The sequence below is a fragment of the Streptomyces radiopugnans genome, from assembly GCF_900110735.1.
GTDB lineage: Bacteria > Actinomycetota > Actinomycetes > Streptomycetales > Streptomycetaceae > Streptomyces > Streptomyces radiopugnans.
In genome coordinates this window covers 961,142-977,153 of record NZ_FOET01000001.1, presented here as the reverse complement: position 1 = coordinate 977,153, position 16,012 = coordinate 961,142, and the positions used below count along the sequence as shown (strand labels likewise).

Below are 16,012 nucleotides of genomic sequence, written 5' to 3'. Positions count from 1 at the left end.
ACGCAGGGTGAGCACCAAGCCGACCACCACAGATCTCGAGTGGACCGAACTGGATCAGCGGGCTGTCGACACCGTACGGGTCCTGGCGATGGACGCCGTACAGAAAGTCGGTAACGGACACCCCGGTACCGCCATGAGCCTCGCTCCGGCGGCGTACCTGCTCTTCCAGAAGCTGATGCGGCACGACCCGTCCGACGCGCGGTGGGCGGGCCGGGACCGGTTCGTCCTCTCCCCCGGCCACACCAGCCTGACGCTGTACATCCAGCTGTACCTGTCCGGCTACGGACTGGAGCTGGAGGACCTGAAGGCCTTCCGCACCTGGGACAGCAGGACCCCCGGCCACCCGGAGTACGGCCACACCACCGGGGTCGAGACCACCACCGGCCCGCTGGGCCAGGGCATCGCCAACGCCGTGGGCATGGCGATGGCCGCCCGCTACGAGCGCGGTCTGTTCGATCCGGACGCCGCCCCCGGCGCCTCCCCCTTCGACCACACCATCTGGACCATCGTCTCCGACGGCGACCTGGAGGAGGGGGTCTCGGCCGAGGCGTCCTCGCTCGCCGGCCACCAGAAGCTGGGCAACATCGTCGCCCTGTACGACGACAACCACATCTCCATCGAGGGCGACACCGCGACCGCGCTGTCCGAGGACGTCCTGAAGCGCTACGAGGCGTACGGCTGGCACGTCCAGCGCATCGAGCAGGCGCCCAGCGGCGACTTCGACGTCCGGACCCTGTACGCGGCGCTGCGGGCGGCGCAGGAGGAGACCGAGCGCCCCTCGATCATCGCCGCCCGCACGATCATCGCCTGGCCCGCGCCGAACGCCCAGAACACCGAGGCCTCGCACGGCTCCGCGCTGGGCGAGGAGGAGGTCGCGGCCACCAAGCGGGTGCTGGGCTTCGACCCGGAGAAGCACTTCGAGGTGGCCGACGAGGTCCTCGAGCACGCCCGCAAGGTCGTGGACCGCGGCCGCGAGGCGCGCCGGGCCTGGGAGGACGGGCTCGCCAAGTGGCGCGAGGCCAACCCCGACCGCGCCGCCGAGTTCGACCGGATCAGCGCCGGGAAGCTGCCCGAGGGCTGGGAGAAGGCGCTGCCCTCCTTCCCAGCCGGCAAGGACATGGCCACCCGCAAGGCCTCCGGCGCGGTGCTCAAGGAGCTGGGCGGCGTGATCCCCGAGCTGTGGGGCGGCTCCGCCGACCTCGCGGGCTCCAACAACACCACCATCGACGCCTCCTCGTCCTTCCTCCCGGCGGACAACCCGCTGCCGGAGGCGGACCCGTACGGCCGCACGGTGCACTTCGGCATCCGCGAGCACGCCATGGGCTCGACCATGAACGGCATCGCGCTGCACGGCAACACCCGGATCTACGGCGGCACCTTCCTGGTGTTCTCCGACTACATGCGGCCGGCGGTGCGGCTGGCGGCCCTGATGAGGCTGCCGGTCACCTACGTGTGGACGCACGACTCCATCGGCCTGGGCGAGGACGGCCCGACCCACCAGCCGGTCGAGCACCTGGCCGCGCTGCGCGCCATCCCGGGCCTGAACATGGTCCGCCCGGCCGACGCCAACGAGACCGCGATCGCCTGGCGCGAGATCATGCGCCGCCACGGCGACCGCCCGGCCCCGCACGGCATCGCGCTGACCCGCCAGAACGTGCCGACCTACGAGCCCAACGAGGACGCCGCCCGCGGCGGGTACGTGATGTTCGAGGCCGCGGACTCCGAGGGGCGGGAGTGCGAGCCGCAGGTCGTCCTCATCGCCACCGGCTCGGAGGTGCAGCTCGCCGTCGCCGCGCGCGAGTCGCTCCAGGCCGAGGGCGTGCCCGCCCGGGTGGTGTCGATGCCGTGCCTGGAGTGGTTCGAGGAGCAGGACCAGGCCTGGCGCGAGCGCGTGCTGCCGCCGTCGGTGCGGGCGCGCGTGGCCGTCGAGGCCGGTGTCGGCCTGACCTGGCACCGGTACGTCGGCGACGCAGGCCGGATCGTCTCCCTGGAGCACTTCGGCGCCTCGGCCGACTACAAGGTGCTGTACCGCGAGTTCGGCCTGACCGGCGAGGCGGTCGCCGCCGCCGCCCGGGAATCCATCGCCGCCGCCGCACGCTGACGCCCACAGGCAACGAGATCAGGAGATGCATTCCTCATGACAGACGCACTCAAGCGCCTGAGCGACGAAGGCGTGGCGATCTGGCTGGACGACCTGTCCCGCCACCGCATCACGTCCGGCAACCTCGCCGAGCTGCTGAACGAGCAGCACGTCGTGGGTGTCACCACCAACCCGTCGATCTTCCAGAAGGCGATCTCCGAGGGGCACGGCTACGACCGCCAGCTCACCGACCTCGCCTCCCGCCGTGTGACGGTGGAGGAGGCGATCCGGATGATCACCACCGCCGACGTCCGCGACGCCGCCGACATCCTGCGCCCGGTCTTCGACGCCACCGGCGGGCAGGACGGCCGGGTCTCCATCGAGGTGGACCCGCGGCTGGCCCACGCCACGCGGCCCACGGTCGCCGAGGCCAAGCAGCTCGCCTGGCTGGTGGACCGCCCCAACACCCTCATCAAGATCCCCGCCACCACCGCCGGGCTCCCGGCGATCACGGAGACCATCGCCGCGGGCATCAGCGTCAACGTCACGCTGATCTTCTCGCTGGAGCGCTACCGGATGGTGATGGACGCCTACATGGAGGGTCTGGAGCAGGCGAAGGCCAAGGGCCTGGACCTGTCGGAGATCCACTCCGTGGCGTCGTTCTTCGTCTCCCGGGTGGACACCGAGATCGACAAGCGGCTGACGGCCCTGGGCACCGACGAGGCGCTGGCGCTGCGCGGCAAGGCCGCGCTGGCCAACGCCCGGCTGGCCTACCAGGCGTACGAGGAGGTCGTCGCCTCCGACCGCTGGACGGCCCTGGAGTCCGCGGGCGCCAACCGGCAGCGTCCGCTGTGGGCCTCCACCGGCGTGAAGGACCCCAGCTACCCCGACACCCTCTACGTCACCGGGCTGGTCGCCCCGAACACGGTGAACACCATGCCGGAGGCCACCCTGGAGGCCGTCGGCGACCACGGTGAGATCACCGGCGACACCGTGCGCGGCACCTACGAGCAGGCCCGCGCCGACCTCGACGCGATCGCGAAGCTCGGTATCGGGTACGACGAGGTCGTCGAGCAGCTCGAGGTCGAGGGCGTGGAGAAGTTCGAGCAGGCCTGGAACGACCTGCTGGCCTCCACCGAGGCCGAGCTGAAGCGCCTCGCCCCGAAGGAGGCATAGAGCAGGTGAGCAGCGCAGCCAACCCGCTGCGTGACGCACAGGACCGGCGGCTCCCGCGCATCGCGGGGCCGTCGGGACTGGTGATCTTCGGCGTCACAGGCGATTTGTCACGAAAAAAGCTGATGCCCGCCGTCTACGACCTGGCGAACCGGGGCCTGCTCCCACCGGGCTTCTCCCTCGTCGGCTTCGCCCGCCGCGAGTGGGAGGACCAGGACTTCTGCCAGGTCGTGCACGACTCGGTCAAACAGTACGCCCGCACCCCCTTCCGCGAGGAGGTCTGGCGGCAGCTCGGCGAGGGGATGCGCTTCGTCCCCGGCGTCTTCGACGACGACGACGCGTTCGCCCGGCTGAAGTCCACCATCGAGGAACTGGACAAGTCCCGCGGCACCGGGGGCAACTTCGCGTTCTACCTCTCGGTGCCGCCGAAGTTCTTCCCCACCGTCCTGGAGCAGCTCAAGGAGCACGGGCTGTCCGACGCCCCCGACGGGTCCTGGCGCCGCGCGGTCATCGAGAAGCCCTTCGGCCACGACCTGGCCAGTGCCCAGGAGCTGAACCGGGTCGTCCACCGGGTCTTCCGCCAGTCCGACGTCTTCCGGATCGACCACTACCTGGGCAAGGAGACCGTCCAGAACATCCTGGCGCTGCGCTTCGCCAACACGATGTTCGAGCCCCTGTGGAACCGCTCCTACGTGGACCACGTGCAGATCACGATGGCCGAGGACATCGGCATCGGCGGTCGCGCGGGCTACTACGACGGCATCGGCGCCGCGCGCGACGTCATCCAGAACCACCTGCTCCAGCTGCTGGCCCTGACGGCGATGGAGGAGCCCGTCTCCTTCGACGCCAAGGCGCTGGTCACCGAGAAGCTGAAGGTGCTCAACGCGGTGCGGCTGCCGAAGGACCTGGGCCGGCACACCGTGCGCGGCCAGTACCGGGCGGGCTGGCAGGGCGGCGAGAAGGTGCCCGGCTATCTGGAGGAGGAGGGCATCGACCCGGCCTCCCGGACGGACACCTACGCCGCCATCAAGCTGGAGATCGACAACCGCCGCTGGGCGGGGGTCCCCTTCTACCTGCGCACGGGCAAGCGGCTGGGCCGCCGGGTCACCGAGATCGCGGTGGTCTTCCAGCGCGCCCCCTACTCCCCCTTCGACGCCACCGACACACAGGAACTGGGCCAGAACGCCCTGGTCATCCGGGTGCAGCCGGACGAGGGCGTCATGATCCGGTTCGGCTCCAAGGTGCCGGGCACCTCGATGGAGATCCGCGACGTGACGATGGACTTCGCCTACGGGGAGTCCTTCACCGAGTCCAGCCCCGAGGCGTACGAACGGCTCATCCTGGACGTGCTGCTGGGCGACGCCAACCTCTTCCCCCGGCACCAGGAGGTCGAGCGCTCCTGGGAGATCCTGGACCCGATCGAGGAGTACTGGGACGCGCACGGCAGGCCCGAGCCGTACACCGCCGGGACCTGGGGTCCCCAGGCGGCCGACGAGATGCTCGCACGTGACGGACGGAGCTGGCGGCGGCCATGAACATCGACCTCACGGACACCACGTCCGGCCGGATCAACGCGGCTCTGGTGCGAGCGCGGCGGGCGATGGGCAGCCCGGCCGTCGGGATGGTGCTCACGCTCGTCATCGTGACGGACGAGGGCAGCCACTACGACGCGCTGAAGGCGGCCAGCGACGCGTCGAAGGAGCATCCCTCGCGCATCCTCGTCGTCGTACGGCGCCCCGGCCGCTCGCCCCGTGACCGGGCCACGGCCCGGCTCGACGCCGAGGTGCGGGTGGGCGGCGAGACCGGCACCGGGGAGACGGTCCTGCTGCGTCTCCACGGCGAGCTGGCCAACCACGCCCACAGTGTCGTCCTGCCCCTGCTGCTGCCGGACGCGCCGGTCGTCCTGTGGTGGCCGGCCGATCCGCCCGAGTACCCCTCGAAGGACCCGCTGGGCGCCCTGGCGCAGCGCCGCATCACCGACGCGGCGGAGACCGAGGACCCGGTCGCGGCGCTCAGGGGGCGCGCCGCCGCCTACGCGCCGGGCGACACCGACCTCGCCTGGACCCGCGTCACCCTGTGGCGCAGCGTGCTGGCCGCCGCCCTGGACCAGAAGCAGACCCGCGTCACCCGGGCGGTGGTCGAGGGCGAGGAGTACAACCCCAGCTCGGAGCTGCTGGCGCTGTGGCTGGCCGACCGCCTGGGCGTCCCCGTCGAGCGCGTGCTCTCCGGCGGCCCCGGCATCACGGCGGTGCGGCTGGCCACGGACGAGGGCGACATCTGCCTGGACCGCGGCGACGGTTCGCTGGCGACGCTCTCGGTACCGGGCCAGCCGGACCGGAGCGTGGCCCTGCACCGGCGCTCCACGGCCGAGCTGATCGCCGAGGAGCTGCGGCGCCTGGACCCGGACGAGACCTACGCACGCGCCGTCCGCTTCGGCCTCGACCGCCTGGTGCGCGGGCAGGTCGCGGAGGTGGAGGCGGCCGAGGCCGCGCAGGCGGAGGCGGCACGGGCCCCGGGCGGGGAGCAGGCCCCTGCGCAGGTCGTCGTCCACCCGGACAGTGAGCGCATGGCCCGGGCCACGGCCGCGCGCCTGATCACCGTGATCGCGGACGCGCAGACCGCCCGCGGCCGGGCCCATGTCGCCCTGACCGGCGGCCGCAACGGCAACGCCCTGCTGGCCGCCCTGGCGCAGGCTCCGGGGCGGGACGCGGTGGACTGGTCCCGCGTGGACCTGTGGTGGGGCGACGAGCGCTTCCTGCCCGACGGCGATCCGGACCGCAACCACACCCAGGCCCGCGAGGCGCTCCTGGACGCGCTCGCCCTGGACCCGTCGCGCGTCCACCCGATGCCCGCCTCCGACGGTCCGCACGGCGACGACGTGGACGCGGCCGCCGAGGCGTACGCGGCGGAGCTGGCCGCGGCCGCGGACGGCGGCTCCGGTGACGGCGGCCCCGGCGGCGGTCCGGGCGGGGCGGTGCCCGCCTTCGACGTGCTGCTGCTGGGGCTGGGCCCGGACACCCATGTGGCCTCCCTCTTCCCCGGCCATCCGGCCGCGAAGGAGACCGGACGCACGGTCGTCGGCGTACGGCAGGCTCCGAAGCCGCCGCCGACCCGGATCTCCCTCACCCTTCCGGCCATCCGTGCGGCCCGGGAGGTCTGGCTGCTGGCGGCGGGCGAGGACAAGGCCGGGGCCGCGGCCGGTGCGCTGGCCGCCGGCGACCCGGCGCGGACCCCCGCGGCGGGCGCCCGGGGGCGCGAGCGGACCCTGTGGATCCTCGACGAGAAGGCGGCGGCCCTCCTGTCCGAGTCGGCCCGGGGCTGACCCGCGCCGGACGGACACCGCGCCGGCACCGCGCGGAACGCGGCGGCCCCGCTCCCCGGAAGGGAGCGGGGCCGCCGCCGTCGTGGGAAGGCCCCGGGGCCCGCAGAGGCGCCCGCACGGCGTACGGGCGCCCTGGAGGCGCGGGATCCCGTCGGGGTCCGTCTGGGCCGCCTCGGTCCGGCTCGGTCCGGCTCGGTCCGGCTCGTCAGTCCCGGCCGCGCAGCGAGCGGTAGCGGGCCACCAGGGCCGCCGTGGAGGCGTCCAGGCCCTCCACCTCGGCGCCCTCGGTCAGCGCGGGCTCGATGCGCTTGGCGAGCACCTTGCCGAGTTCCACGCCCCACTGGTCGAAGGAGTCGATGTCCCACACCGCGCCCTGGACGAACACCTTGTGCTCGTAGAGGGCGACAAGCTGCCCCAGCACCGACGGGGTCAGCTCGGAGGCCAGGATCGTCGTCGTCGGGCGGTTGCCGCGGAACGTGCGGTGCGGGACCTGCTCCTCGGCGACGCCCTCGGCGCGGACCTCGTCCTCCGTCTTGCCGAAGGCGAGCGCCTGGCCCTGGGCGAAGAGGTTGGCCATCAGCAGGTCGTGCTGGGCCGCCAGGGCGGGCTCCAGGCCGGCCACGGGCCGGGCGAAGCCGATCAGGTCCGCCGGGATCAGCTTGGTGCCCTGGTGCAGGAGCTGGAAGTAGGCGTGCTGGCCGTTGGTGCCGGGCGTGCCCCACACCACCGGGCCGGTCTGCCAGCTCACCGGCTCGCCCTGCCGGTCCACGGACTTGCCGTTGGACTCCATGTCGAGCTGCTGGAGGTAGGCGGTGAACTTCGACAGGTAGTGGCTGTAGGGCAGCACCGCGTGCGACTGCGCGTCCCAGAAGCCCCCGTACCAGATGCCCAGCAGGCCCAGCAGCAGCGGGGCGTTCTCCTCGGGCGGCGCGGTGCGGAAGTGCTCGTCGACGGTGCGGAAGCCGTCGAGCATCTCGCGGAAGCGGTCCGGGCCGATGGCGATCATGAGGGAGAGGCCGATGGCCGAGTCGTACGAGTAGCGCCCGCCGACCCAGTCCCAGAACTCGAACATGTTCGTGGTGTCGATGCCGAACTCCGCGACCGCCTCGGCGTTCGTCGACAGCGCCACGAAGTGCTTGGCCACCGCCTCCCTCCCCGCGCCCAGACCGGCCAGCAGCCAGTTCCTGGCGGAGGTGGCGTTGGTGATGGTCTCGATCGTGGTGAAGGTCTTGGAGGCGACGACGAACAGCGTCCGGGCCGGGTCCAGGCCCTGCAGCGCCTCGTGCAGGTCCGCGCCGTCCACGTTGGAGACGAAGCGGACGTCCAGCTCCCGGTCGGTGTAGGCGCGCAGCGCCTCGTAGGCCATCGCCGGCCCCAGGTCGGAGCCGCCGATGCCGATGTTGACGACGCTCCTGACGGGCAGGCCGGTGTGCCCGGCCCACTTCCCGGCCCGCACCGCCTCGGCGAAGGCGGACATCCGGTCGAGCACGGCGTGCACGGCGGGGACGACGTTCTCCCCGCTCTCCCCCTCCACCTCGACCACCGCGTCGCGCGGGGCGCGCAGGGCGGTGTGGAGGACGGCCCGGTCCTCGGTGGTGTTGATCCGCTCACCGCGGAACATCGCCTCCCGCAGCCGCGCCACCCCGGCCGCCTCGGCCAGCTCGCGCAGCAGCCGCAGGGTCTCGTCCGTGACGAGGTTCTTGGAGTAGTCCAGGTACAGGTCGCCGACCCGCACGCCGTAGCGCTCGCCGCGCCGCGGATCGGCGGCGAACAGCTCGCGCAGGTGCACCTCCCCCAGCTCCTCGCGGTGCCTGGCCAGCGCCTGCCACTGCGGCATCCGGTCGAGCCTGCCGCGGCCTTCAGCGTTCATCTGGGAAATCAGTCCATTCCTGTCGTACGGACCCCGCCGCGTCCCAACCTAATGGAACGACGGCCCGGCCGCGCGCCCCGTGGGGGCGTACGGCCGGGCCGTCGTGCGCCGTTGCCCGGCGGGTCGACCGGCGTTCAGATCTCCCCGCGGAGCTTGGCCAGCGCCTCGGCGAGGATCGCCTCGCCGTCGGCGTCGCTGCGCCGCTCGCGCACGTACGCGAGGTGGGTCTTGTACGGCTCGGTGCGCGGCGGGTCCGGCGGGTTGTCCCGGTCCTTGCCGGCCGGGAAGCCACAGCGCGGGCAGTCCCAGGTGTCCGGGATCTGCGCGTCGCTGGCGAAGCTGGGTTGGGTCTCGTGCCCGTTGGAGCACCAGAAGGAGATGCGCAGGCGCGGCGCGGACTCGCCTCGCTCGGCCTCCCCCATCGGCCCCGCTCCGACCCGGCTTCCCCGGATCGCGTTGCCACTTGCCACGGTCGTAACTCCCTGCCTTCACGGTGCCGCGGAGCATCGACAGGCCGCTCCGCTGCGGGTGCCCCAGTGTACGTAGGGCCCAACGCGCGTCCACAGACCCGAGTTGCGGCCCCCTTCGGGCACCGTGGGCGCGAGCCTCATGATAGGCCGGGAACGCGACACGGCGTCAGAGCGCGGCGGCCGCCGTCGCGTGGCAGGCGTCGGCGGGCGTCAGCCGTCGAGCTTCATCAGGATGCCGAGCGCCACGATGATGGCGAACCAGATCAGACCCACCACGACCGTGATGCGGTCGAGGTTGCGCTCGGCGACCGAGGAGCCGCCGACGGAGGACTGCATGCCGCCGCCGAACATGTCGGAGAGGCCGCCGCCCTTCCCCTTGTGCATCAGCACGAGCAGCATCAGCAGCAGGCTGAAGACGATGAGGGCGATGGAGAACCCCAGGATCACGGCTGGACCAACTCTCTCGGACGGATGACGGGAACTGTCGGGACTTGCAGGGTACGGGGCCGGGAGGCGCTGCGCGTGCTCGCTCCCGGCCCCGACAGGGTACGACGTGGGCGGCCCGCCGTCACTCGCCGGCGGCGGTCGCCGGCGGCCCTACTGGTCGCGGAACCGGACGATCTTCACGAACTCGTCCACGTCCAGCGCGGCCCCGCCGACCAGGGCGCCGTCCACGTCCGGCTGCGCCATGATCGCGGCGACGTTCCCGGACTTCACCGAGCCGCCGTACTGGATGCGGACCGCGTCGGCCAGCTCGCGGTCGTACAGCTCGGCCAGGCGGCCGCGGATCGCGCCGCACACCTCCTGGGCGTCCTCGGGGGTGGCGACCTCGCCGGTGCCGATGGCCCACACCGGCTCGTAGGCGATCACGATGCGGGCGGCCTGCTCGGCGGGGATGTCCTTGAGCGCGCCGTCCACCTGGGCGAGGGTGTGGGCGACCTGGTCGCCGGCCCTGCGGACCTCCAGGCCCTCGCCGACGCACAGGATCGGGGTGAGGTCGTGCAGGTAGGCCGCCTTGACCTTGGCGTTGCACAGTTCGTCGGTCTCGCCGTGGTACTGGCGCCGCTCGGAGTGGCCGACGGCGACGTAGGTGCAGTTGAGCTTCGCCAGCATCGCCCCGGAGATCTCACCGGTGTACGCGCCGGAGACGTGCGCCGACAGGTCCTGGGCGCCGTAGCGGATCTTCAGTTTGTCGCCGTCCACCAGGGTCTGCACCGAGCGCAGGTCGGTGAAGGGCGGCAGGACGGCGACCTCGACGGCCTCGTAGTCCTTGTCGTTCAGGGCGAAGGCGAGCTTCTGGACGTGGGCGATGGCCTCCAGGTGGTTGAGGTTCATCTTCCAGTTGCCCGCCATCAGCGGGGTGCGGTTTGCCATCGGTAGGCTGCCTTTCGGTTCGCTCCGCCGCGGCGGAGCGTTTCGCTGTCGCCCGCGCGGCGCGGAGGCGCGGGCATCGTGATCGCCTGCGGCCCGGCGGCCGCGTGTGCTCCCCCGGTGCGCCGGGCGGCCCGGCGCACCGGATCAGTCCTCCAGCGCGGCCAGGCCGGGGAGCGTCTTGCCCTCGAGGTACTCCAGGCTGGCGCCGCCCCCGGTGGAGATGTGGCCGAAGGCCTCCTCGTCGAAGCCCAGGATGCGGACGGCTGCGGCGGAGTCCCCGCCGCCGACCACGGTGAAGGCCGGGCTGTCGATCAGCGCCTGGGCCACGGCCCGGGTGCCCTCGGCGTAGTCCGGGTGCTCGAAGACGCCCATCGGGCCGTTCCAGAAGACGGTGGCCGCGTCGGCGAGCTTGGCGGCGTACAGCTCCTGGCTGCGGGGGCCGATGTCCAGCCCCATCAGACCGGCCGGGATGGCGTTCGCGGCCACGGTGACGGGCTCGGAGGGCGCCTTGGTCCTCAGGTCCGGGAAACCGGCGGCGGCCACCACGTCGACGGGGAGGACGAACTCCACGCCGCGCTCCTCGGCGCGCTTGAGGTAGCCCTGGACGGCCGGGATCTGGTCCTCCTGGAGCAGCGAGGCTCCGATCTCGTGCCCCTGGGCCTTCAGGAAGGTGTACGCCATGCCGCCGCCGACGAGGATGCGGTCGGCGCGCTCCAGCAGGTGGTCGATGACGCCGAGCTTGTCGGAGACCTTCGCGCCGCCCAGGACCACGGCGTAGGGGCGTTCGACGTCTTCGGTGAGCTTGCGCAGGACGCCGACCTCGGTGGCGATCAGGCCGCCGGCGGCGTGCGGCAGCCGCGCCGGGAGGTCGTAGACGGAGGCGTGGCGGCGGTGCACCGCGCCGAAGCCGTCGCCGACGTAGACGTCGGCGAGGGCCGCCAGGCTGTCGGCGAAGGCGCCGCGCTCGGCGTCGTCCTTGCTGGTCTCGCCGGCGTTGAAGCGCAGGTTCTCCAGCACCGCGACCTGTCCGTCGGCGAGGGCCCCGACGGTGGACTTCGCCGACTCGCCGACGGTGTCGGTGGCGAACGCGACGTCCCTGCCCAGCAGTTCGCCCAGCCGCCCGGCCACGGGGGCGAGGGAGAACTGCGGGTCCGGGGCGCCCTTGGGGCGGCCCAGGTGGGAGGCGACGATCACCTTGGCGCCGGCCTCGGCAAGCCTGCCGATCGTCGGGACGGCGGCACGGATGCGGCCGTCGTCGGTGATGGTCCCGCCCTCGAGCGGCACGTTCAGATCGGCGCGGACGAAGACCCGCCTGCCCGCGACGCCGAGGTCGTCGATCGTCTTCATGGTGTGGCTCCGTGGTGGTCTGCTCGGTGGTTTGCACGGTCGCCGGCCCTGCGGCCGGTCATCGCGAGGCGGGGCCCGCGGGGCGCGTCATCGCGCCCCGCGAACCCCGCCGCGTCACGTCTCGACGCTGCTGCCCGGCAGCGTGTCAGAGCCGCTCGCCGACGTAGACCGTCAGGTCCACGAGGCGGTTGGAGTAGCCCCACTCGTTGTCGTACCAGCCGACGACCTTGACCTGCTTGCCCTGGACCATGGTCAGGGAGGAGTCGAAGGTGCAGGAGGCCGGCCAGTTGACGATGTCCGAGGAGACGATCGGGTCCTCGGTGTACTCCAGGACGCCCTTCAGCCGGCCCTCGGCGGCCTTCTGGAAGGCGGCGTTGACCTCGTCCTTGCCGACCTCGCGGTCGAGCTCCAGCACGAGGTCGGTGACCGAGCCGGTCGGGACCGGGACGCGCATGGCGATGCCGTCCAGCTTGCCCTTGAGCTGGGGCAGGACGAGCGCGGTCGCCTTGGCGGCGCCGGTCGAGGTCGGGATGATGTTCTCGGCCGCCGCACGGGCGCGGCGCAGGTCCTTGTGCGGGAAGTCCAGGATGCGCTGGTCGTTGGTGTACGCGTGGACGGTCGTCATCATGCCCTTGACGATGCCGAAGTTCTCGTCCATCACCATGGCCATCGGCGCCACGCAGTTGGTGGTGCAGGAGGCGTTGGAGACGACGTGGTGCTTCTCGGCGTCGTAGGACTCGTGGTTGACGCCCATGACGACGGTGATGTCCTCGTTCTTGGCCGGGGCCGAGATGAGGACCTTCTTCGCGCCCGCCGCCAGGTGCTTGGCGGCGTCCTCGCGCTTGGTGAAGATGCCGGTGGACTCGATGACGATGTCGGCGCCCAGCTCGCCCCACGGAAGGGCGGCCGGGTCGCGCTCGGCCATCGTCCTGAAGGTCTGTCCGCCCACCGTGATGGTGTCGGCGGTGTGGCTGACCTCCTGCTTCAGACGGCCCAGGATGCTGTCGTACTTCAGCAGGTGGACAAGGGTCGCGTTGTCGGTCAGGTCGTTGACACCGACGATCTCGACGTCCGCGCCCTGCTCCAGGAGAGCGCGGAAGTAGTTCCGTCCGATGCGGCCGAAGCCGTTGATGCCTACGCGGATCGTCACGAACCGATCTCCTCGCTAGGTACGCCGGTGCGGACACCGGCGAAAGCTGTTTGGGATGTCCCCGACCATCTCCGACCCTACCGCGCCGGGTGCTCGCAAGTGACATCGGCCACCCGCCGTGTGCGGTGTGGCGCACCGGTGGCAGGACGTACCCGCGAGGGCGCCGGGCAGACATCCCAGACGCCCCGGTCCACGGCCGCGGCCCGCGGCGAGCGCGGCGCGCGGGGGGTGGAACGGAGGGGCGGCCGGGGCCCGGTCAGCCGACCATCTCCTCCGTCAGGTTCGACTCGGTGCCCGGGATCCCCAGGTCGGCGGCGCGCTTGTCGGCCATGGCCAGCAGCCGCCGGATGCGCCCGGCGACGGCGTCCTTGGTCAGCGGCGGGTCGGCCAGCGCTCCCAGCTCCTCCAGGGACGCCTGCTTGTGCTCCATGCGCAGCCGGCCGGCCGCGGCCAGGTGCTCGGGCACCTCGTCGCCCAGGATCTCCAGCGCGCGCTGCACCCGGGCCCCGGCGGCGACGGCGGCCCGGGCCGAGCGGCGCAGGTTGGCGTCGTCGAAGTTGGCCAGGCGGTTGGCGGTGGCGCGCACCTCGCGGCGCATCCGCCGCTCCTCCCACGCCAGTACGGACTCGTGGGCGCCCAGCCGGGTCAGCAGCGCGCCGATGGCGTCGCCGTCGCGGACGACGACCCGGTCCACACCGCGTACCTCGCGCGCCTTGGCCGCGATCTGCAGGCGGCGGGCGGCGCCGACGAGGGCGAGGGCGGCCTCGGGGCCGGGGCAGGTGACCTCCAGGGAGGAGGAGCGTCCGGGCTCGGTGAGCGAGCCGTGCGCCAGGAAGGCGCCGCGCCAGGCGGCCTCGGCGTCGCAGGTGGCCCCGGAGACCACCTGCGGCGGCAGGCCGCGCACCGGGCGGCCGCGGCCGTCGACCAGCCCCGTCTGCCGGGCGAGCTGGTCACCGCCCGCCACCACCCGTACGACGTAGCGGCTGCCGCGGCGCAGCCCGCCGGGGGCCATGACCACCAGGTCGGAGGCGTGGCCGAAGATCTCCAGGATGTCCTTGCGGAGTCTGCGGGCCGCGATGCCGGTGTCCAGCTCGGCCTCGATCACGATGCGGCCGCTCACCAGGTGCAGTCCGCCGGCGAACCGCAGGATGGAGGAGACCTCCGACTTCCGGCAGCAGGTCCGGGTGACGGGTAGCCGGGAGATCTCGTCCTTCACCGCTGCCGTCATCGCCATGGGCCGATCCTTCCATGCATTCGAAAAATCCGGTCGTACGCGGCGGCCAGCAGCTCCGGGTCGTGCCGGGGGGCTCCTCCCGAGGCGGCCACCGGCGCCAGCTCGACCGTGCCGCCGAGGCGCCGGGCGGCGTCGCGGAGGCCCTCCTCGTCGGGCACGGCGGCCCGGTCGGCCAGCACCACGTCGAAGGCGAGTTTAGGGGCGTGTCGGGCCAAAACCTCCAAATGACGCTGCGGGGAGAAGCCGTCGGTCTCTCCCGGCTGCGGCGCGAGGTTGAGCGAGAGCACACGGCGCGCCCTGGTCTCGGTGAGCGCCTGGAGGAGTTCGGGGACCAGCAGGTGGGGGATGACCGAGGAGAACCACGAACCGGGGCCGAGCACCACCCAGTCCGCGTCGAGGACCGCCTCGACGGCCTCGGGGACGGCGGGCGGGTCGTGCGGGACGAGGTGCACCTGCTGCACCTCGCCGGGGGTGAGGGCGACGGTGGCCTGGCCCCGGACGGTGGTGACCTCCTGCGGGCGTGCCGGGTCGTGGCCCCGCACCAGGGCCCGCAGCTCCAGCGGGACGGCGGACATCGGCAGCACCCGGCCGTGCGCGCCCAGCAGCTTGCCCACCAGGTCCAGCGCCTGGACGTGGTCGCCGAGCTGCTCCCACAGGGCGACGATCAGCAGGTTGCCCACCGCGTGCTCGTGCAGGTCGCCCCTGCTGACGAAGCGGTGCTGGATGACCCGGGCCCAGGTCTGGCCCCACTCGTCGTCGCCGCACAGCGCGGCCAGGGCCTTGCGCAGGTCGCCGGGGGGCAGGACGCCCAGCTCGTCGCGGAGCCGCCCGCTGGAGCCCCCGTCGTCGGCGACGGTGACCACGGCGGTCAGATCGCGGGTGATCCGGCGCAGCGCGGCCAGCGAGGCGGACAGGCCCATGCCGCCGCCGAGGGCCACCACCTTCGGGGTCCCTCCGCGGGCCCTGCGGGTGGTGCCCAGGCGCCGCAGTCTGCGGGTGCGGACGGTCACTCGCGTCCCATGTCCCGGTGTACGACGACGGTCTCGACGCCCTCGGCGGCCAGCCGGCCGGCCAGCTTCTCGGACATCGCCACGCTGCGGTGCTTGCCGCCGGTGCAGCCGACCGCGACGGTCACGTAGCGCTTGCCCTCGCGGCGGTAGCCGGCGGCGATGAGCTGGAGCAGTTCGGCGTAGCGGTCCAGGAACTCCTTGGCGCCGGGCTGGTTGAAGATGTACTGGGCGACCTCCTCGTTGAGGCCGGTGTACGGCCGCAGCCCCGGCACCCAGTGCGGGTTGGGCAGGAAGCGGCAGTCGACGACGAGATCGGCGTCCACGGGGAGGCCGTACTTGTAGCCGAAGGACATCACCGTCGCCCGCAGCTCGGGCTCCTCCTCGCCGGCGAACTGGGCGTCGAGCTTGGCCCGCAGCTCGTGGACGTTGAGGGCGGAGGTGTCGATGACCAGGTCGGCGTCGCCGCGCAGTTCGCGCAGCAGGTCGCGCTCGGCGGCGATGCCGTCCACGATGCGCCCGTCGCCCTGGAGCGGGTGGGGACGGCGCACCGACTCGAAGCGGCGCACCAGGGCGTCGTCGGACGCCTCCAGGAAGACGATCCGGCGGGTGACGTTCTTGGCGTCGAGGTCGGCCAGGGACTCGCGCAGGTTGTCGAAGAAGCGGCGGCCGCGGACGTCGACGACGACGGCGATCTTCGCCACGTTGCCCTGCGAGCGGGCGCCGAGGTCGACCATGGTCGGGATCAGGGCGGGCGGCAGGTTGTCCACCACGAACCAGCCGAGATCCTCCAGGCACTTGGCGGCGGTGCTGCGGCCTGCGCCGGACATGCCGGAGATGATCACCAGTTCGGGGATGGCGGCGACGCCGTCGCCTCCGTTCCCCGCGGTGTCCGCCACCGCGCCCGTACCCGTGCCCACCTGCGCTCCGTCTCCCGTGTGCTCGTTCATCGTGCTCTCCCCCGCCCACCTGTGGCGTTCCGCCT

Annotated in this window: 13 protein-coding genes; 4 read left to right on the top strand and 9 right to left on the bottom strand. The window is 72.6% G+C overall.

The window, feature by feature from the left end; translation table 11 throughout:
- The first annotated feature begins 7 nt into the window (after window positions 1–7).
- The 4 genes from tkt to opcA are packed head-to-tail and all read left to right on the top strand — an operon-like array spanning window position 8 to window position 6,575.
- A complete protein-coding gene (gene tkt, locus BMY40_RS04225) occupies window positions 8–2,101 on the top strand; it encodes a transketolase (protein WP_093655382.1) in 2,094 nt (697 codons plus the stop codon).
- Window positions 2,102–2,137: 36 nt separating this feature from the next.
- On the top strand, window positions 2,138–3,256 hold the full coding sequence (gene tal, locus BMY40_RS04220) for a transaldolase (protein ID WP_093655380.1): 1,119 nt from the start codon (window positions 2,138–2,140) through the stop codon (window positions 3,254–3,256).
- Window positions 3,257–3,261: 5 nt separating this feature from the next.
- On the top strand, window positions 3,262–4,788 hold the full coding sequence (gene zwf / locus BMY40_RS04215) for a glucose-6-phosphate dehydrogenase (protein WP_093655378.1): 1,527 nt from the start codon (window positions 3,262–3,264) through the stop codon (window positions 4,786–4,788).
- Window positions 4,785–6,575, top strand: coding sequence for a glucose-6-phosphate dehydrogenase assembly protein OpcA (gene opcA, locus BMY40_RS29115; protein ID WP_093655376.1), 1,791 nt, complete (start codon window positions 4,785–4,787; stop codon window positions 6,573–6,575). Before zwf ends, opcA begins: the two co-directional genes overlap by 4 nt.
- Window positions 6,576–6,780: 205 nt before the next feature.
- On the opposite strand, the gene pgi is transcribed toward opcA, so the two are convergent.
- The 9 genes from pgi to rapZ form a co-directional block, all read right to left on the bottom strand.
- Window positions 6,781–8,445, bottom strand: coding sequence for a glucose-6-phosphate isomerase (pgi, locus tag BMY40_RS04205; RefSeq protein ID WP_093655375.1), 1,665 nt, complete (start codon window positions 8,443–8,445; stop codon window positions 6,781–6,783).
- 134 nt (window positions 8,446–8,579) lie between these two features.
- On the bottom strand, window positions 8,580–8,915 hold the full coding sequence (locus BMY40_RS04200; protein ID WP_076971064.1) for an RNA polymerase-binding protein RbpA: 336 nt from the start codon (window positions 8,913–8,915) through the stop codon (window positions 8,580–8,582).
- 210 nt (window positions 8,916–9,125) lie between these two features.
- On the bottom strand, window positions 9,126–9,362 hold the full coding sequence (secG, locus tag BMY40_RS04195) for a preprotein translocase subunit SecG (protein ID WP_093655373.1): 237 nt from the start codon (window positions 9,360–9,362) through the stop codon (window positions 9,126–9,128).
- A 150-nt stretch (window positions 9,363–9,512) separates the two neighbouring features.
- Window positions 9,513–10,289, bottom strand: a complete 777-nt coding sequence (gene tpiA / locus BMY40_RS04190) for a triose-phosphate isomerase (RefSeq protein WP_093655371.1) — start codon at window positions 10,287–10,289, stop codon at window positions 9,513–9,515.
- Between the two features lie 144 nt (window positions 10,290–10,433).
- A complete protein-coding gene (locus tag BMY40_RS04185; protein WP_093655369.1) occupies window positions 10,434–11,636 on the bottom strand; it encodes a phosphoglycerate kinase in 1,203 nt (400 codons plus the stop codon).
- Between the two features lie 145 nt (window positions 11,637–11,781).
- Entirely contained in the window at window positions 11,782–12,786 is a 1,005-nt protein-coding gene (gene gap, locus BMY40_RS04180; RefSeq protein ID WP_093655368.1) for a type I glyceraldehyde-3-phosphate dehydrogenase, read from the bottom strand.
- Window positions 12,787–13,042: 256 nt separating this feature from the next.
- Window positions 13,043–14,020, bottom strand: a complete 978-nt coding sequence (gene whiA, locus BMY40_RS04175) for a DNA-binding protein WhiA (RefSeq protein ID WP_093655366.1) — start codon at window positions 14,018–14,020, stop codon at window positions 13,043–13,045.
- Entirely contained in the window at window positions 14,011–15,030 is a 1,020-nt protein-coding gene (locus tag BMY40_RS04170; RefSeq protein WP_093655364.1) for a gluconeogenesis factor YvcK family protein, read from the bottom strand. Before BMY40_RS04170 ends, whiA begins: the two co-directional genes overlap by 10 nt.
- The gene (gene rapZ / locus BMY40_RS04165) at window positions 15,027–15,977 is read right to left on the bottom strand and encodes an RNase adapter RapZ (protein WP_093655362.1); all 951 of its coding nucleotides are present in this window, start codon (window positions 15,975–15,977) and stop codon (window positions 15,027–15,029) included. Before rapZ ends, BMY40_RS04170 begins: the two co-directional genes overlap by 4 nt.
- Window positions 15,978–16,012: the final 35 nt, after the last annotated feature.